The organism is Pseudomonas sp. Pse35 (genome assembly GCF_024519715.1).
GTDB classification, from domain to species: domain Bacteria; phylum Pseudomonadota; class Gammaproteobacteria; order Pseudomonadales; family Pseudomonadaceae; genus Aquipseudomonas; species Aquipseudomonas paracarnis.
Genome location: NZ_JALJRP010000002.1, coordinates 81368 through 100330 on the forward strand (window position 1 = coordinate 81368; position 18963 = coordinate 100330).

The window sequence follows — 18963 nt, forward strand, 5'->3', positions numbered from 1 at the left end:
CGCCAATTATCCTCGGATCGCCCAGAAGGCCAGGTTCAAGCCCGGGAACTGCCCGGCGATATGGAAGGCGAAACCGCCGGAATTATTCAGCTGCTGCCAGTGCTCGCTGCCACGGTCCAGCTCGTAGTAGGTGCTGCCGGCGTGGTAAGGCAATTGGCGCGGCGCCACCGGCAACGGCAGCAGGCCGATGCCCGGCAGTTGCAGGTTGACCATGTCGCGGATGTGCTCCACCGAGCCGACCTTGCTCTGCTGGCCGAAACGCGCACGCAGGGTTTCGCCGGGCACATCGGCGCGCACCACGAGGATGAAACTGGCGTTGTCGAGCAGGGTCTTGTCGGCCAGCATCGCCACATGAATGCCGTAGGCTTTCTCCACAATCGGGATCGGCGTGGCCTTGCTGTCGATGAGCATCGACAGCGCCTCACGCAAGGCCGCCATCACCGGCATGAAGCTCAGGGCCAGGTCATCGTGCTGGTACTGCGGGTATTCCTGGGGGCGACGGCTGGAGGTTGAGAAGGTGGAAAACTCACCGGCCAGGCTGACCAGTTCGCTGAAGAAGCGCTCCGGGTGCAACGGGCTCAACTGGCTGAAGTGCTGGATCAGCGGCTGGGCGCGGTTGACCAGTTGCAGCAGCATGAAGTCGGCGATCTCCGAGGCCCCCCCGGCACCCGAGGCCACCACGCGGCCGGCCAGGGCTTCGCCACGCTGGTGCAACAGGCCCAGCAGTTCGCTGCGAAAGGCCGTCAGCGGTTTGCTCGCGGCCACGTCCAGCACGGGCGGGATGTAAGTGTCATCGAGCACCAACGCACGGTCGGCACGCTTTTCCTTGATGCGTACCAGGCCGATGGCCGCGTAGTCGCTGATGCCGTCCTGCGCCGTCAGCAGGCGCAACGCCCGCGACCCCACGGCCACCGGTGCACGGTTTTCGAACGGGGCGTTGTCGTCGCGCACTTCACGCACCTGGCTCACGTAGCGCGCGGCTTCCAGGGCCTCGCCCTCGTCCACCGTGTCACGGGCGCCGGCACGCTTGAGCGGCAGGGCCAGGTAGACCAGGCCGTCGCGCAGGTTGTCGTCGATATTCAACGGGCTCGGCGCCAGGTCGTCCTGGGGAATATTGAACGGCGTGCCATCGGGCAACAGGCCGCGGGCCGACACGATCGCCAGCTTGCCCTGGGCCAGCAGGCCCTGGTCGATCAGCAGCTCGGAGAACCCCCAGGCACCCGCCGACAACGGGCGGCTGCGGGCATCGATCAGGTTTTCCAGGTAACGGTCATGCTGCTGGAAGTGCTGCGTTCCGATGAACATGCCTTCCGACCAGACCACGCGATTGTTCCAGGACATGGGGGCTCCGATTGCTTGTTATTGGGCTGGGCTGGATGGGGAAGCCACGACGTCGGCGCGCACGGCATGCACGTCGAGGCTGATCTGGTATTCGCTGTATTGGCGCGGCGGCACGTTGATGACCGTGCGCCATTGCGCACGGTCCAACTCGCGGTAGCCCACCAGCAAGCCGATCTGGCGCGTGGACGGGTCGAGATCGCGCTGCAGGCTCAGTTGTTGGCCGGGCTGCACCATCACTTCGTCCTGGTCCAGCAGGTCGAGGCCGAGGGTGGATTGCGCACGGTCAGCCAGGGCGAAGTAATCGGAGCGTGAAAAGGTCGCGGCGTTTTTCAATTCGAAAATGCGCACCCGCACCGGCGCGGCCTGGCCGTTGGCACCGGGGTTAAGCCCGGCAATCGCGTGAAAATGCAGCTCAACGGCGGCCGTGTCAGCTTCGGCCTCGGCAGCCGCCTGGGGTTTGGCAGTGTCGTTGGCACACGCCGTCAGCAGCAGCACGGTAGCGGCTGCGAGTAAAAACCTGGGAATCATCCTGCGTCCTCAATGACGTATTTAGCTATCCGTTTTATCCATTGGTGCGAGGCGTTTTCAGCGTCGCTGTCGTGCACTGTGTTCTTCGTAGGCCCGGCTGAATTCACGACCGAACAAGTCCTGGAAATCGTCCTGGGCCTCGCGGGAAATGTTGCTGTAGAGCTCGGTGAACTGCTGCCAGTACTGGGCCTGGCGCGAACCATTGAAGAGACTGGAGAGGCCGCCGGGCTTGCCCATGCGCTCCTCCAGCTGCGCCGGTTCAAAGCGCGTGAGCAAGTGCTTGATCGCCGCTTCCACGCCAGCCATCACGGCCAACTGGTGGGCGCGCAGGTCGTCGAAACTGTCACGTACGGCAAGGTCCGGCGCCATGAACGCCTGGTTGCCATGACGCAGCAACAGCAGTAACGCTTCATCGGCATTCGGGGCGAATTTCAATGGGTTGTTTTCGGCGGGGCGGATCATTGTCTGCTGCATGCGGAACTCGCCCTTGAGGCTGGCACGGGCGCGCAATACGTCGATCAGGCCCTCGACCATCAGCCGGTAGCTGCGGCCGATGCTTTCCATCTGCGCGCAGGCGTCGGCTTTGTCCAGGCGCAACTGGTCCAGGCCCGCACCGCGCAGGAAGGCTTGCAGGAGGTCCGGTGGTGGCTCGGCATTGGCCACGGGGAGCGCAACAGGCTCGACCACGGGCGGCGGCGGGAGGATCGGTGCTGGGGCGGGCGCAGCATTGACGACGGGTGCGGGCGCGTCGCTGAACAGGTCCCAGTCTTCGGGAATCACCGAGCCTTGCACCAATGGCTTTTCGGGCGCCGGTACGGCCACTGGAGCCGGGGGGCGAAAATCGTGTTGCTCGGACGGCACATGGTCCGCCACGGTGGGCGGCGGCACGGCGGTGGGGCTGAGGAAGTCGAACAGGTCTGGCAAGGTTTCCATAGCCGAGGCGCCCTGGAACTGCGGCGCGATCATCGGTGTGGGCGCAGGTTGGCTCGCCACGGCGCCCATCAGCGCTTCAAAGCTGTTGGGTGAGTCACCGGCAAATGGCTGGCTGTCGATGGCCTGCACGTTGAAGTCGATACGCGCCTGGATTTCGTAATCGCCGATGCGGATCAACTCACCATCTTGCAACGGCTCGCTGTTACCCCGACGCATACGAATACCCGCCTTGACCAACTCCACACCATTGGTGCTGTTATCGGTCAAGTAATAACGGCCATCTTTGTATTGAATAACGCAATGTTGCGAAGAGACGAGACGCTCAGGGTCGGGCAATACCCAGTCATTGTCAGAACTGCGGCCAATAGCCATCACGCCCTGATCCATGGACTTTTCGGGGCATTGCCCAGGGGTGATCTTGTGATAACTAGTGATAGTCAAACACAGCGACATCTTGCCTCCTTGCTGATACATCGCGCGCAGTCTACCCAGGAGGCAGCACCGCCCTGGAGAGTCCCGTCCTGTCGTACAAACGACCGCCAAAATCTGCTTTTACCAGCATGATCGCTGATCTTAACTGGCTTCCATGACAAAAATCCGCTCTGGGCGCGCCTTTCGACTCGCCAGTCGCGCAGGTTGTTAAACACCGCACATCTGTCACAGAGGGCGAATAGCTTACCTTGACAAGCCATAAGTACTACACCAAAAATGCACAACTTCTTGAACATCAGTGATGGCACAGTAGTGGCGCACTGAGTGTATGACCAAGAAAACATGCAAAGTTCATTACGCAACTAGTGCATGAATTGCCCGCCATCCAGCGGGCCGATAAGGAGATCGAATTCAGTGGATGTGCCGTTGCTGCTCACCGCCGTTTCCGCGACGTCGCCTTGTGGCGAGGACATGGAATATGACGCGCAATTTCTGCAATTGGAACGTGATGCCAAGGGTCAACCCGAACGCAGCATGGGCGACTCGATCCTGCCCGCTGAGCCGCCCGAGTGGCGCAGCATCCAGCAGCAAAGCCTCGACCTGTTGCAGCGCAGCAAAGACCTGCGCATCACCCACTTTCTGCTGCAAAGCACCCTCGCCCTCCAGGGTGTGGCCGGGCTGGCCGAAGTCCTCACGCTGATCAACGCCTTGCTGCGCCAATACTGGGCCGATCTGCATCCGCGCCTGGATGCCGACGATGACAACGACCCCACCGTGCGCATCAACGCCCTTACCGGCCTGACCTGCGAAACCAATATTCGGCTGCTGCGCGAAAGCATCCTGACACGCTCGCGCACCTTCGGGCCCGTGAGCCTGCGCGCCGCGCTCAACGCCAGCGGCCTGCAGAGTTTTGCCGATGAGCAGTTGGGCAACCAGCAACTCAACGCCGCGTTCCTGGACAGCGACCCCGAACAACTGCAAGCCACCCGCGACGCCTTGAGCGCGGCGCGCACGGCGTGCGAGGCCATTGAGCAACAGGTCAATGACCAAGTCGGTTCCGCCCAGGGCGTGGACCTCAGCGCCTTGAAGCAGCCGCTCAAACAGGCCCTGCAACTTCTCAATCAAGCGGTGCCAGGCACCGACAGCAGCAGCGATCCCGAGGCCGTCAGTGAAGACAATGCCCCCTCGGTCGACGCCGCCGCGCCCGCAGCCCCTCGCCCGACGGGCGACATCGCCACCCGCGACGATGTGCTGCGCAGCCTCGACAAGATCCTTGCGTACTACACCCGCCACGAGCCTTCGAGCCCGCTGCCGGTATTGTTGAACCGAGCCAAGAATCTGGTACATGCCGACTTTGCGGCCATCGTGCGCAATCTGATTCCCGATGGCATGTCCCAATTTGAAAACCTGCGCGGCCCCGACAGCGAGTAAGCCGCCGGACCGTGCAGTAACAACACCGTCGCTCAAGCGACCAGGAGCAGCAACGTGGCGAAGCAAAGTTCTCAGAAATTCATCGCGCGCAACCGTGCGCCTCGAGTGCAGATCGAGTACGACGTCGAGCTTTACGGCGCCGAGAAAAAGGTCCAGCTGCCCTTCGTGATGGGCGTGATGGCCGACCTCGCCGGCAAGCCTGCCGAGCCGCTGGCACCCGTGGCCGACCGCAAGTTCCTTGAGGTGGACGTCGACAACTTCGACTCACGCCTCAAGGCCATGCAGCCACGCGTCGCGTTCCACGTACCCAATGAGCTGACAGGCGAAGGCAACCTGAGCCTGGACATCACCTTCGAAAGCATGGACGACTTCAGCCCGGCCGCCGTGGCCCGCAAGGTCGACTCCCTGAACCAGCTGCTCGAAGCCCGCACCCAATTGGCCAACCTGCTGACCTACATGGACGGCAAGACTGGCGCTGAAGAAATCATCATGAAGGCGATCAAGGACCCGGCATTGCTTCAGGCACTTGCCAGCGCGCCCAAGCCTGCAGGGGAGCAGTAATCATGACGGACAATACCGCCCGCGAAGGCAGCCAGATCCTGGGTACCACCGAAGAAGCCAGCGAGTTCGCGAACCTGCTGCTGCAAGAATTCAAGCCCAAGACCGAGCGTGCCCGCGAAGCCGTTGAAACCGCGGTGCGCACCCTGGCTGAACAGGCCCTGGCGCAAACCGACCTGGTGTCCAACGACGCGATCAAGTCGATCGAATCGATCATCGCCGCCATCGACGCCAAGCTCACCGCCCAGGTCAACCAAATCATCCACCACCAGGATTTCCAACAACTGGAAAGCGCCTGGCGTGGCCTGCATTACCTGGTCAATAACACCGAGAGCGATGAGCAACTGAAGATTCGCGTGCTCAACATCTCCAAGCCAGACCTGCACAAGACCCTGAAGAAATTCAAGGGCACTGCGTGGGACCAGAGCCCGATCTTCAAGAAGATGTACGAAGAAGAATACGGCCAGTTCGGTGGCGAACCTTACGGCTGCCTGGTGGGTGACTACTACTTCGACCAGTCGCCGCCCGACGTGGAACTGCTGGGCGAGCTGTCGAAAGTCTGCGCCGCCATGCACTCGCCTTTCATCGCTGCGGCCTCGCCGACCGTGATGGGCATGGGTTCGTGGCAGGAACTGTCGAACCCACGCGACCTGACCAAGATCTTCACCACCCCGGAATACGCCGGCTGGCGCTCGCTGCGTGAATCGGAAGACTCGCGCTACATCGGCCTGACCATGCCGCGCTTCCTGGCACGCCTGCCGTACGGCGCCAAGACCGATCCAGTGGAAGCCTTCGCTTTCGAAGAAAACACCGACGGCGCCGACAGCTCCAAGTACACCTGGGCCAACGCCGCCTACGCCATGGCAGTGAACATCAACCGTTCGTTCAAGCACTACGGCTGGTGCTCGCGCATCCGCGGCATCGAGTCTGGTGGTGAAGTGGAAAACCTGCCGGCCCACACGTTCCCTACCGATGACGGTGGCGTGGACATGAAGTGCCCGACCGAAATCGCCATCAGTGACCGCCGTGAAGCGGAACTGGCGAAGAACGGTTTCATGCCGCTGCTGCACAAGAAAAACACCGACTTCGCCGCGTTCATTGGCGCCCAGTCGCTGCAGAAACCTGCCGAATACGACGACCCGGACGCCACCGCCAACGCCAACCTGGCCGCACGCCTGCCGTACCTGTTCGCCACCTGCCGTTTCGCCCACTACTTGAAGTGCATCGTGCGCGACAAGGTCGGCTCCTTCAAAGAGAAGGACGAAATGCAGCGCTGGTTGCAGGACTGGATCCTCAACTACGTCGACGGCGACCCGGCGCACTCCACCGAAACCACCAAGGCCCAGCACCCGTTGGCGGCGGCCGAAGTGATCGTGGAAGAAGTCGAAGGCAACCCGGGGTATTACAACTCCAAGTTCTACCTGCGCCCGCACTATCAGCTTGAAGGGCTGACGGTGTCGTTGCGCCTGGTATCGAAACTGCCTTCGGCAAAAAGCGCATAAGTAACGATTGAGCTAGCTCGTTCCCACGCTCCGCGTGGGAATGCCGCCCGGGACGCTCTGCGTCCCGGTGACGCGTAGCGTCACAGGATGCGTTACCACGCAGAGCGTGGGAACGATCACCCAATCAAGTGGCATGGGCCACACAGGGAGAAAACATGGCTGTTGATATTTTCATCAAGATCGGCGACATCAAGGGCGAGTCCATGGACAAGGCCCACAAGGACGAAATCGATGTGTTGAACTGGAGCTGGGGCATGTCCCAGTCCGGCAACATGCACGTCGGCGGTGGCGGTGGCGCGGGCAAGGTGAATATCCAGGACCTGTCGCTGACCAAGTACGTCGACAAGGCTTCGCCCAACCTGATGATGCACTGCGCCAGCGGCAAGCACATCGACAAGGTCAAGCTGACCGTGCGCAAGGCCGGTGGCGAGAGCCAGGTCGAGTACATGGTGATCAACCTGGAAGAAGTGCTGGTCACCTCCTTGAGCACCGGCGGTTCGGGCAGCGATGATCGCCTGACCGAAAACGTCACCCTGAACTTTGCCCAAGTGATGGTCGACTACCAGCCGCAGAAAGCCGACGGCACCAAAGACGGCGGCGCCATCAAGTTTGGTTGGAACATCCGTTCCAACACCAAACGCTGATAGCCCTTGTGGCCGTGGCCCGGTGCCACGGCCATTGTGTCCCTCTCGCAACCCGTCCGTGGAGCTGCTTTGGTGGTAACTGAAATCGCTTCCCGCGACCGTCTGCAACCGTCCCTGCTGGACCGGTTGACCGACGAAGACCCGACCAACCCCAAGGAAAGCGCCGACAAACGCGTGCTGTCCCTGACCCAATTGAAGGCCTCGGTGCTGCGTGACCTGGCGTGGTTGCTTAACACCACCTCGTTACTCGATACCGATGCCACGCTGCACACCCCGGCCGGCACTTCGGTGGTCAATTACGGCCTGCCGGCACTGGCGGGCAACAGCGCTTCGAGCGTCGACATCAAAGCCCTGGAAGCCTTGATTTACCAGGCCATCGCCACTTTCGAGCCGCGTATTTTGCGCCACACATTGCGAGTCAAGGCGCGCATGGGCCATGGCGAGATGAATCACAACGCCCTGAGTTTCGAAATTGAAGGCGACCTGTGGGCACAGCCGGTGCCGTTGCGTTTGCTGTTGCAGACCGACGTGGACCTGGAGTCCGGCCATGTGCGCGTGCTGAATGCCGACCAGCGGAGACGCCCATGAACCCGCGCCTGCTGGAGCTGTACAACCAGGAATTGCACCACGTGCGCGAAAGCGCCGCCGAGTTCGCCAAGGAATACCCGAAGATCGCCAGTCGGCTGACCCTGTCCGGTATGGACTGCGCCGACCCGTACGTCGAACGTTTGCTTGAAGGCTTCGCCTATCTCACGGCCCGCGTGCAGCTCAAGCTCGACGCCGAGTACCCGACCTTCACCCACAACTTGCTGGAAATCGCCTACCCGCACTACCTGGCACCGACGCCGTCGATGACCGTAGTGCAACTGCAGACCGACCCCGATGAAGGCTCCCTGGCCGGCGGTTTCCCGCTACCCCGTGATACGGTGCTGCGTGCCGCCCTGGGTCGTGAAACCCAGACCTGCTGCGAGTACCGCACCGCGCACCCGGTGACGCTGTGGCCTTTGCAGGTCAACAACGCCGAATATTTCGGCAACCCCGCCGCCGTGCTCGGGCGCCTGGCCGCCAGCGAACCGAAAGCCAAGGCCGGCCTGCGCCTGACCCTGCGCACCGGTGCCGAGCTGCCGTTCAACAGCCTCGACCTGGATACCTTGCCGCTGTACCTGAGCGGCGCTGATGAACAACCGTTTCGCCTTTACGAACAACTACTGGGCAACGCCTGCGCGGTGTTTGCGCGCCAGCCCGGTGGCGATTGGGTCGAGCGCCTGCCCCAGGGCGCGTTGCGCTCGCGGGGGTTCGATGATGCCGATGCGGCCATGCCGGTGGTAGCGCGGGCGTTCCAGGGCTATCGCCTGTTGCAGGAGTACTTCGCCCTGCCCCATCGCTTCCTGTTCGTTGAGTTCGCCGAGTTGAGCCGTGCGGTCAAACGGTGTGACGGCCAGGAGCTGGAACTGATCGTGCTGTTCGACCGCCACGAACCGAGCCTGGAAGGCAGTGTCGGCGCGGCGCAGTTCTTGCCGTTCTGCACGCCCGCCATCAACCTGTTCCCCAAGCGCGTGGACCGCATCCATTTGTCCGACCGGGTCAATGAACACCACGTGATCGCCGACCGTACGCGGCCGATGGATTTCGAGATTCACTCCTTGAGCGGCATTACTGGCCATGGCACCGGTCCGGAGCAGCCGTTCTTGCCGTTCTATGCGGTGCGCGATCCGTCGCGCTATGGCCGCGACCAAGCGTATTACAGCGTGCGCCGCGAGCCGCGTGTGCTGTCCAGCGATCAGCGCCGCAATGGCCCGCGCTCCACTTATGTGGGCAGTGAAACCTTCGTCAGCCTGGTGGACAGCCGCCAGGCGCCGTATCGCCATGACCTGCGCCAGTTGGGCGTGACGGCACTGTGCACCAACCGGGACCTGCCGCTGTTCATGAGCGTGGGCAACGGCAAGACCGACTTCACCCTGGCCGACAGTGCGCCGGTACTGGCCGTGCGGTGCGTCGCCGGGCCAAGCCGCCCGCGTGCCAGCCATGCGCATGACGCCAAGGCCTGGCGCCTGATCAGCCAGTTGTCGCTCAACTACCTGTCCTTGAGCGAAGAGGGCCAGGGCGCCGGCGCCTTGCGCGAACTGCTGCGCCTGTACGGCGACAGCAATGACGCCGCCCTGCAATTGCAGATCGAAGGCCTGCGCGAAGTCAGCAGCAAGGCGGTGACTCGACGCCTGCCGATGCCTGGCCCGATTGTGTTTGGCCGCGGCCTGGAAATCACCTTGGAGTTCGATGAAAACGCGTTTCGCGGCACCGGCGTGTTCCTGCTCGGTGCAGTGCTGGAGCGCTTCCTGGCACGCTACGTGTCGATCAACAGCTTTACCGAGACGGTGATCCGTACCACCGAACGCGGCGAGATCATGCGATGGAAAGCCAAGCCCGGACGGCGTCCGACCCTGTGAGAACCCTGGACGCGATGCACCAGGAGCCCTGGGAATATGACTTCTTCCAGGCATTGCGGCGCATCGAGTGCGAAACGCCCGAGCTGCCACGCCTCGGCCATTCCCTGCGCCTGGCCGATGATCCGCTGCGCCTGGGGCAGCAGGCCGATTGCACCTTCGCACCCGCCACCCTCGCCTCGGTCGACCCCGGTGGCGACGGCAAGCCGGCGCGGTTGGAGCAGTTCTTTTTCGGCCTCGGCGGCCCCAACGGGCCGCTGCCGCTGCACATCACCGAGTACGTGCGCGAGCGCCAACGCAACAACGCCGATAGCACCAGCAAGCAGTTCCTGGATGTGTTCCACCATCGCTTGCTGACCCTGTTCTATCGGGCCTGGGCCGAGGCGCGGCCAACGGTCAGCCATGACCGCCCGGACGATGACTACTGGTCCGCCCGCCTCGCCGCCCTGAGTGGCCGCGGGATGCCGAGCCTGCTCAATCAAGGGCTGATCCCCGATACCGCGAAGCTGCATTACAGCGGCCATCTGTCGGCGCAAACCCGTTACCCGGATGGCTTGAAAGCGATCCTCAGCGAGTACTTCGGCCTGCCGGTAGAGATCGAGGAATACGTCGGCCAATGGCTGGAACTGCCCGAACGCAGCCGCGTGGGGGTCAGCGCCAACCAGTTGGGCGTGGACTTCTGCCTGGGCAGCCACGTGTGGGACCGCCAGCACAAATTCCGCATCCGCCTGGGCCCGCTCACGCTGGATGACTACATGGGCATGCTGCCCGGCCAACAGCCGTTCAACGAGCTGGTGGCGTGGGTGGCCGAGTACCTGGGCCATGAATTGGACTGGGACTTGAACCTGGTTTTGCAACAACCCGAAGTTCCGGCGCTGCAACTCAACGGCCAGTTCCGCCTGGGCTTCAACACCTGGCTCGGCCAACCTGCGCATGACGCCAACGACCTAATCCTGGCCCGGCATTACGCCGACCACGCCACCACCTCAAGGAATCCAGAGCATGGGTGAAATCAGTCGCGCCGCACTGTTCGGCAAACTCAACAGCGTGGCCTACAAAGCCATCGAAGCCGCCACCGTGTTCTGCAAGTTGCGGGGCAATCCGTATGTGGAACTGGCCCACTGGTTTCACCAGTTGCTGCAACTGCAGGACTCGGACCTGCACCGCATCATCCGCCAGTTCAACGTGGAGCCGGCGCGCCTGGCCCGTGACCTCACCGAAGCCCTGGATCGCCTGCCGCGTGGCTCGACGTCGATCACCGACCTATCGTCCCACGTGGAAGAAGCCGTGGAACGCGGCTGGGTGTATGGCAGCCTGATGTTCGGTGAAAGCCAGGTGCGCACCGGTTATCTGGTGCTGGGCATCTTGAAGACACCGAGCCTGCGCCATGCGCTGCTGGGTTTGTCCGGCGAGTTCGACAAGATCAAGGCCGAGGCCCTGAGCGAGCGCTTTGATGAATACGTCGGTGACTCGCCGGAAAATGCCTTGAGCGCCAGCGATGGCTTCAATGCCGGCGTCCCTGGCGAGGCCAGCGGTGCCATGGCGCCCAGCGCGATGGGCAAGCAGGAAGCGCTCAAGCGCTTCACTGTGGACCTGACCGAACAGGCCCGCAGCGGCAAACTCGACCCAATCGTGGGCCGTGACGAGGAGATTCGCCAACTGGTGGATATCCTCATGCGTCGGCGCCAGAACAACCCGATCCTCACTGGTGAGGCCGGGGTGGGCAAGACCGCCGTGGTCGAAGGTTTCGCCCTGCGTATCGTCGCCGGCGACGTACCGCCTGCGCTCAAGGACGTGGAACTGCGCAGCCTCGACGTGGGCCTGTTGCAAGCCGGCGCCAGCATGAAAGGCGAGTTCGAACAGCGCCTGCGCCAGGTCATCGAAGACGTGCAGGCTTCACCCAAGCCGATCATCCTGTTTATCGACGAAGCCCATACCCTGGTGGGTGCCGGTGGCGCTGCCGGCACCGGTGACGCGGCCAACCTGCTCAAGCCTGCCCTGGCCCGTGGCACCTTGCGTACCGTGGCTGCCACCACGTGGGCCGAGTACAAAAAGCACATCGAGAAAGACCCGGCCCTGACCCGCCGTTTCCAGGTGGTACAGGTTGCCGAGCCGTCGGAAGACAAGGCCCTGCTGATGATGCGCGGCGTGGCTTCCACAATGGAAAAACACCACCAGGTGCAGATCCTCGACGAAGCTCTGGAAGCCTCGGTGAAGCTCTCCCACCGCTACATTCCGGCGCGCCAGTTGCCGGACAAGTCCGTGAGCCTGCTGGACACCGCCTGCGCCCGCGTCGCCATCAGCCTGCACGCGGTCCCCGCGGAAGTGGACGACAGCCGTCGCCGTATCGAAGCCCTGGAAACCGAGCTGCAAATCATCGCCCGTGAGCATGCGATCGGCATTGCCATTGGAGCGCGTCAAACCCATAGCGAAGCGCTGCTGACCGCCGAACGTGAGCGTCTGGCCACGCTGGAAAGCCGTTGGGCCGAAGAGAAAACCCTGGTGGATGAGCTGCTCGCCACCCGCGCAACCCTGCGCGAGAAGGCCGGGGTTGTGGACAGCGGCAACGATGAACTGCGTGCAAAACTGGTCGATCTGCAACAGCGCCTCACCGCTCTGCAAGGCGAAACCCCGTTGATCCTGCCGACCGTGGATTACCAGGCCGTGGCCTCGGTGGTCGCCGACTGGACCGGCATCCCGGTGGGCCGCATGGCCCGCAACGAACTGGAAACCGTGCTCAACCTCGACCAGCACCTGAAGAAACGCATCATCGGCCAGGACCATGCCCTGCAAATGATCGCCAAGCGCATCCAGACCTCCCGCGCCGGCCTCGACAACCCGAGCAAGCCGATTGGCGTGTTCATGCTGGCCGGCACCTCGGGTGTGGGCAAGACCGAAACTGCCCTGGCCCTGGCCGAAGCCATGTACGGCGGCGAGCAGAACGTCATCACCATAAACATGAGCGAGTTCCAGGAAGCCCACACCGTGTCCACACTCAAGGGCGCGCCACCGGGCTATATCGGCTACGGCGAAGGCGGTGTGCTGACCGAAGCGGTACGGCGCAAACCCTACAGCGTGGTGCTGCTCGATGAGGTGGAGAAAGCTCACCCGGACGTGCACGAGATTTTCTTCCAGGTGTTCGACAAGGGCGTGATGGAAGACGGCGAAGGCCGGGTGATCGACTTCAAGAACACCCTGATCCTGCTGACCACCAATGCCGGTACCGAACTGATTTCCCACGTCTGCAAGGACCCGGCGAACACCCCCGAGCCCGAGGAAATCGCCAAGGCCCTGCGCCAGCCGTTGCTGGAGATTTTCCCACCGGCCTTGCTCGGTCGCCTGGTGACCATCCCGTACTACCCGCTGAGCGACGAGATGCTTAAAGCGATCACGCGCCTGCAACTGAACCGCATCAAGAAGCGTGTGGAGAACACCCACAAAGTCGCGTTCGAGTATGACGACGCAGTGGTCGACCTGATCGTCTCGCGCTGCACCGAGACCGAAAGCGGCGGGCGCATGATCGACACCATCCTGACCAACAGCCTGCTGCCGGACATGAGCCGCGAATTCCTCACGCGCATGTTGGAAGGCAAGGCACTGGCGGGGGTGCGGATCAGCAGTCGGGATAATGAATTGCACTACGACTTCAGCGACACCGAATAACTATTGTTGGAATACGGTCAGTGTGGGAGCTGGCTTGCCTGCGATAGCGGTCTGACATTCAGCATTGATGTTGACTGATCCACCGCTATCGCAGGCAAGCCAGCTCCCACAGTTGATCCGGTTCCGTCAGTGATGACGGTATTTACGGGACTACCGATGCTATTCAACCAAGCTTCACGCCTGGCCAAGATCAACAGCCCCCTCGGGCCGGATGTGCTGCTGCTCAACGAAATGGGCGGCGGTGAAGAGTTGGGCCGGCTGTTCAACTATGAGCTGCAACTGACGTCCCTGGACGCCAACATCGACCTGAACCAATTGCTGGGTAAACCGATGAGCGTCGGCCTGCAACTGGCGGACGGCGGCGAGCGGCATTTCCACGGGATCGTTGCGCGGTGCAGCCAGAACATCGACAAAGGCCAGTTCGCCAGTTACCAAGTCACCCTGCGCCCTTGGCTGTGGTTGCTCAGCCGGACCTCCGACTGCCGTATCTTCCAGAACCTGAGCATCCCGCAGATCATCAAGCAGGTGTTCCGTGACCTGGGTTTTTCCGACTTTGAAGACGCGCTCAGCCGGCCGTATCGCGAGTGGGAGTACTGCGTGCAGTACCGCGAGACCAGCTTCGATTTCGTCAGCCGGCTGATGGAACAGGAAGGCATCTACTACTTCTTCCGCCATGAACAGGACCGCCATGTGCTGGTGCTGGCCGACGCCTATGGCGCCCACACCAGCGTGCCCGGCTACGCGTCGATCCCCTACTACCCCAAGGACGAGCAGCAGCGCGAACGCGACCATATGCACAATTGGCACTTGGCGCAGGAGGTTCAGCCGGGCTCGCTGGAGCTCAACGACTACGACTTCCAGCGCCCCAGCGCGAGCATCGACGTGCGCTCGGCCATGCCGCGCCCGCACACCGCCGGCGACTACCCACTGTACGACTACCCCGGCACCTACGTGCAAAGCGCCGACGGCGAACACTATGCGCGCACCCGCATTGAGGCCCTGCAAACCCTGCATGAACAGATCGAGTTCAGCGGCAATGCGCGCGGCCTGGGCTCGGGCCATCTGTTCAGCCTCACCGGTTTCAGTCGCCAGGACCAGAACCGCGAATACCTGATCGTCGGTTGCCGTTACTTCATCGTGCAAGAAAGCCTGGAAAGCGGTGGCGGTTCAGGCTCGGCGCAGTTCGAAAGCAGCCTGACCTGCATCGACGCCCAACAGAGTTTCCGCCCACTGGCCAACACCCACCGCCCCATCGTCAAAGGCCCGCAGACCGCGTTGGTGGTAGGCCCCAAGGGCGAGGAAATCTGGACCGACCAGTACGGCCGCGTGAAGGTGCATTTCTACTGGGACCGCCACGACCAATCCAACGAAAACAGCTCGTGCTGGATTCGCGTGTCGCAATCCTGGGCCGGCAAGAACTGGGGCTCGATGCAGATTCCACGCATCGGCCAAGAGGTGATCGTCAGCTTCCTCGAAGGCGACCCCGACCGACCGATCATCACCGGGCGGGTGTACAACGCTGAGCAGACGGTGCCCTACGACTTGCCGGAGAACGCCACCCAAAGCGGCATGAAAAGCCGCTCCAGCAAAGGCGGCACGCCGGCCAATTTCAATGAAATCCGCATGGAGGACAAGAAGGGGTTGGAGCAGTTGTATATCCATGCCGAGCGTAACCAGGACATCGTGGTGGAGGTGGATGAAAGCCACTCGGTGGGACATGACCGGAATAAGAGCATCGGTCATGACGAGGTAGTGACGATCGGCAACGACCGAATGCGTGCAGTCAAGCACGACGACATGCTCATGGTGGGGTTCAGCAAGACAGACGCCATCAGTAAAAGTTACCTGATTGAAGTGGGCGAAAACCTGCGTCTGGTTTGTGGCAAAAGCGTGCTGGAGCTCAATGCCAGCGGGCAGATCAATCTCACCGGTGTTCAGATCAATGTGTATTCCGAAGGCAGCTCCGAGATCAACACCGGAGGCAATCTGCATTTGAATATTGGCGGCAAAGGCGGCACCACACCCATGGGCCAAGGGGTCAAGGGCGACATTGACGCCGCCGTCAACGCCATGTTTCCCAAGCCGTCTTCCGGCCAATAACGAGACTCCGTTTCAATGACCTATCGACTCAATGAATTTGAATTCACCCTGCCCAGCGATGAGGTTCAGGATGCTTCCATCAATATTCTGAAGTTCGCCGCGCTGGGTACGTCGCTGATCGTTAGCCGCAGCCTGCTGGGTGATGGCGAGACGCTGCAGAGCAACTTCGAAGAGCAACTGGCGAAGCTGGAAAAGCAGGTACAGGACTTGCGCTATCAACCGGCCAAGGCTCTTCATATAGGCGCGGCGCAGGATATAGACGCCATCGAAGTGCATAACCAGTTCAGCAAAGGCACCGAGCGCATCCATCAATACCAGTTAGCACTTGTGATACCCGGCACTCGGCAGATGCTTGCCCTGAGTTATGTCAAAGCCCAACCCCTGGGCGATGCTGAAAGCGCCCATTGGGCAACCATCAAAAGCACCCTGCAGCTGAATCCCAAACCTTGAAGCCCCTAATCCATGTCTGACGCTCTCTGGGCGGCACGCCTCGGCGACGGCCTGCTGCACACTTCGGCGATGGCCGACATCCTGGGCGGCGTGCTGGAAATTGCGGCCAACATCGCTATTACGGCCGTCGCCACGGCTGCGATTGTGGCCGCCACCGGTATTACGGTTGTAACCGGCGGGCTAGGCTGCTTTGTACTGGGCGCGGTGGTAGGCATCATCGTCGGCATTGGCATGAGCAAGACGGGGGCAGACAAGGGACTGACAAAAGTTTGTGACTGGATAGGCAATGCGTTATTCCCGCCGGTGGTGATGGCGACCATTGCCACCGGCTCACATAACACCTTCACCAACGGCATACCCGCTGCGCGTGCCGCAGGCGCAATCGGCCCGGTCAGCCCGCAACCTGCCGAAGGCGGCAATCCCGAGGAAGCCAGCTACCTGGACATGGCCAAGGGATTTTTCTCGCAGATGTGGCGCCCCACCGTGGCGGTTCCTGCGCCGGGCGCAGTCCCCAAACCGCTGGACATCGTCATCTGCACCAAGCATCCACCCATGCCACCGCAGTTTATTGCCGAAGGCTCCAGCAAGGTCACGATTAATGGTCAGCCGGCCGCCCGCAGCGGTGACCGAAGTACCTGCGACGCATCGATTGTCGAGTCGGGGATGATCTCCAGCAACGTGCGTATTGGCGGCAGCCCCGTGGTGGTGCGCGAGATCCGCAGCGGCAAGACCCCCGGTGTCGGGCTGGCGGTGACCGCGCTGTTGATGCTGCGCGGTGGGGGCTCCAAGTTTTTCAGCAAGCTGCCGTGCATGGTCGTTGGTGGACTGGTGTCGTGGGGCACCAGCCAAGTGACCAATGCCATTACCTCCGCGGTAGCAGGCTCGCCTAACCCGGTACACAGCTCCACGGGCGCGAAAATTCTTGATGGGGAAGACGATCTGGACTTCGCCCTGCCCGGCCTGCTCCCTATCGAGTGGCAGCGCTACTACAGCAGCCGGGACGAGCGTCGCGACGGTCTGTTCGGTGCCAGCTGGAGCGTGATCTACGAGGTCTGCGTCGAGATCGGCGTACACCCCGAAGGTGGGGAACGGCTGGTCTATACCGATGAGCAAGCGCGACAGATCGACATGGGCGTGATCCCGCTGGGCGGTGCCGTATTCAGCGCAGGAGAAGGCTTGAGCGTACGGCGCAATACCAATGGCCAACTACTGATCGAAAGCGTTGATGGGCTGTATCGGCTATTCGAACCCACGCCAGGCAACGCCTCACACCTGCGCCTTAGCCAATTGGGGGATCGCAACGACAACCGAATCTTCCTTGACTATGACATTCAGGGTCGGCTGAGCCACTTACGAGATACGTTCGACCATGTGCGTGTCGAACTTGTTTACAGCCAGCAATGGCCTGCGCGAGTGGAGCAAGTCAAACGGCTATACCCCGATCACAGCCGAGAAACCCTTGTCAGTTACGGCTACGATGCTCGCGGCGACCTGGCCGAAGTTCGCGATACCGACGCAAATGTGCAACGCCGCTTCACCTACGACAGCGGCCAGCGCATGGTCGAGCATCAGCTGCCCACCGGGCTGCGTTGTTACTACCAATGGGACTGTGTGGACGGTAGCGAATGGCGCGTGGTGCGGCACTGGACCGACGAAGGTGACGAGTACCGGTTCGACTATGACCTGCCGGGCGGTGTGACGCGCATTACTGATGGTTTGCAACGGGTCAGCACACGCCGCTGGAACCCGCAGTATCAGATAACCGAGTACACCGACAACCTGGGAAAAACCTGGCAGTTTGAATGGAATGACGAGCGTCAGCTGCTCAGCGCCACCGATCCGCAAGGCGGCAAATGGCAGTTCGGCTACGACGAGTCCGGCAACCTGTGCAGCACTCGGGATCCATTGGGGCGTATCGAGTCGACGTTATGGCTGGAGCATTGGTCGCTGCCGTTGGTGGAGACCGATGCGGCAGGCCACGCGTGGCAATATCAGTATGACCAGCGCGGCAATTGCGTCAGTGAAATCGATCCGTTGGGGCATGTCACACGGTATCGCTACGATACGTTTGGACAGGTGGTGGAGATCATCGATGCCACGGGCAAAAGCAAAACCCTGCGTTGGAATGAAACCGGACAGTTAATCCAGCATATCGACTGTTCGGGGTACCCCACAGCATTCGAGTACGACCGCCAGGGTCATTTGCAGGTGGTCATTGACGCCTTGGGTGAGCGCCAGCGCTATCAACACGACAGCCAAGGCCGGTTGCTACAGAGCGAAATGCCGGACGGCCGCATCGAGCAGTACCTGCGTGACACCAGCGGGTTGTTGATCGGCTATACCGATGCCGCAGGTCACACCACCCGCTACCAATACGGACGCCGCGGGCAAGTGCGCCAACGAATAGATGCCCATGGCCGGCAGATTGAGTTCCGCTACGACGCCTACGGACACCTCCAAACCCTGACCAATGAAAATGGTGAGAGTTACCGCTTTACCTGGGACCCGTGCGACCGTCTGGTAGAGCAGCAAGACCTCGACGGCAGCGCCCGACGTTATGCCTATGACCTTCTGGATAACGTAGCCGCCGTTGAGTACGTGCCCACGGGGCAGACACCTGAGCCTTCAATTGTGCATCGACTTGAACGCGATGCAGTGGGCCGCTTGCTGTTGAAACAAACCGATGATGGTCGCACCGAATACACCTACGACCCGTTGGACCAACTTACCGCTGTCACCTTCATCGGCAATGACGAAACCACCCAGGCACTGGCCTTCGCCTACGACGCGCGCGGCCAATTGCTTATCGAACAAAGCGCCGCCGGCAGCCTGAACTACCACTACGATGAGCTCGGCAACCTGATCCAGACGCAATTGCCCGACGGCCGTTGGCTCAACCGCCTGTACTACGGCAGCGGCCACCTGCACCAGATCAACCTC

General features: G+C 61.8%; 14 protein-coding genes. 11 read left to right on the forward strand and 3 right to left on the reverse strand.

What is annotated here, in order from left to right; translation table 11 throughout:
- Window positions 1-6: 6 nt before the first annotated feature.
- From tssK to tagH, 3 genes are read right to left on the reverse strand one after another with little or no spacing between them, the layout of a single operon-like run.
- Window positions 7-1341, reverse strand: coding sequence for a type VI secretion system baseplate subunit TssK (tssK, locus tag OC445_RS01095; protein ID WP_003195550.1), 1335 nt, complete (start codon window positions 1339-1341; stop codon window positions 7-9).
- Window positions 1342-1359: 18 nt separating this feature from the next.
- Complete coding sequence (gene tssJ / locus OC445_RS01100; RefSeq protein WP_034129109.1) at window positions 1360-1869, reverse strand: type VI secretion system lipoprotein TssJ; 510 nt, start codon at window positions 1867-1869, stop codon at window positions 1360-1362.
- 57 nt (window positions 1870-1926) lie between these two features.
- Complete coding sequence (gene tagH / locus OC445_RS01105; RefSeq protein WP_054919755.1) at window positions 1927-3255, reverse strand: type VI secretion system-associated FHA domain protein TagH; 1329 nt, start codon at window positions 3253-3255, stop codon at window positions 1927-1929.
- A gap of 393 nt (window positions 3256-3648) precedes the next feature.
- Between tagH and tssA the strand changes: the two genes are divergently transcribed.
- From tssA to OC445_RS01160, 11 genes are all read left to right on the forward strand, one after another.
- Complete coding sequence (gene tssA / locus OC445_RS01110) at window positions 3649-4665, forward strand: type VI secretion system protein TssA (protein ID WP_034129111.1); 1017 nt, start codon at window positions 3649-3651, stop codon at window positions 4663-4665.
- A gap of 54 nt (window positions 4666-4719) precedes the next feature.
- Window positions 4720-5226: a type VI secretion system contractile sheath small subunit gene (tssB, locus tag OC445_RS01115; RefSeq protein WP_003195557.1), complete on the forward strand. Its 507-nt coding sequence runs from the start codon at window positions 4720-4722 to the stop codon at window positions 5224-5226.
- 2 nt (window positions 5227-5228) lie between these two features.
- Window positions 5229-6725 carry a type VI secretion system contractile sheath large subunit gene (gene tssC / locus OC445_RS01120; protein WP_003195559.1) on the forward strand — a complete coding sequence of 499 codons (1497 nt, stop codon included), beginning with the start codon at window positions 5229-5231 and terminating at the stop codon, window positions 6723-6725.
- Window positions 6726-6880: 155 nt separating this feature from the next.
- Window positions 6881-7369 carry an Hcp family type VI secretion system effector gene (locus OC445_RS01125; RefSeq protein ID WP_003195562.1) on the forward strand — a complete coding sequence of 163 codons (489 nt, stop codon included), beginning with the start codon at window positions 6881-6883 and terminating at the stop codon, window positions 7367-7369.
- Between the two features lie 72 nt (window positions 7370-7441).
- Entirely contained in the window at window positions 7442-7957 is a 516-nt protein-coding gene (gene tssE / locus OC445_RS01130) for a type VI secretion system baseplate subunit TssE (RefSeq protein WP_034129256.1), read from the forward strand.
- The gene (gene tssF / locus OC445_RS01135) at window positions 7954-9813 is read left to right on the forward strand and encodes a type VI secretion system baseplate subunit TssF (protein ID WP_054896053.1); all 1860 of its coding nucleotides are present in this window, start codon (window positions 7954-7956) and stop codon (window positions 9811-9813) included. The genes tssE and tssF overlap by 4 nt, the downstream gene beginning before the upstream one ends.
- Complete coding sequence (tssG, locus tag OC445_RS01140; protein WP_034129114.1) at window positions 9777-10820, forward strand: type VI secretion system baseplate subunit TssG; 1044 nt, start codon at window positions 9777-9779, stop codon at window positions 10818-10820. The genes tssF and tssG overlap by 37 nt, the downstream gene beginning before the upstream one ends.
- Window positions 10813-13473, forward strand: coding sequence for a type VI secretion system ATPase TssH (gene tssH, locus OC445_RS01145; protein ID WP_054896054.1), 2661 nt, complete (start codon window positions 10813-10815; stop codon window positions 13471-13473). Before tssG ends, tssH begins: the two co-directional genes overlap by 8 nt.
- A gap of 156 nt (window positions 13474-13629) precedes the next feature.
- Window positions 13630-15573, forward strand: a complete 1944-nt coding sequence (locus OC445_RS01150) for a type VI secretion system Vgr family protein (protein ID WP_198790707.1) — start codon at window positions 13630-13632, stop codon at window positions 15571-15573.
- A gap of 15 nt (window positions 15574-15588) precedes the next feature.
- On the forward strand, window positions 15589-16023 hold the full coding sequence (locus tag OC445_RS01155; protein ID WP_057975242.1) for a DcrB-related protein: 435 nt from the start codon (window positions 15589-15591) through the stop codon (window positions 16021-16023).
- 12 nt (window positions 16024-16035) lie between these two features.
- Window positions 16036-18963: DUF6531 domain-containing protein (locus tag OC445_RS01160; RefSeq protein ID WP_262019912.1), on the forward strand; the 2928-nt coding region annotated here is incomplete at its 3' end.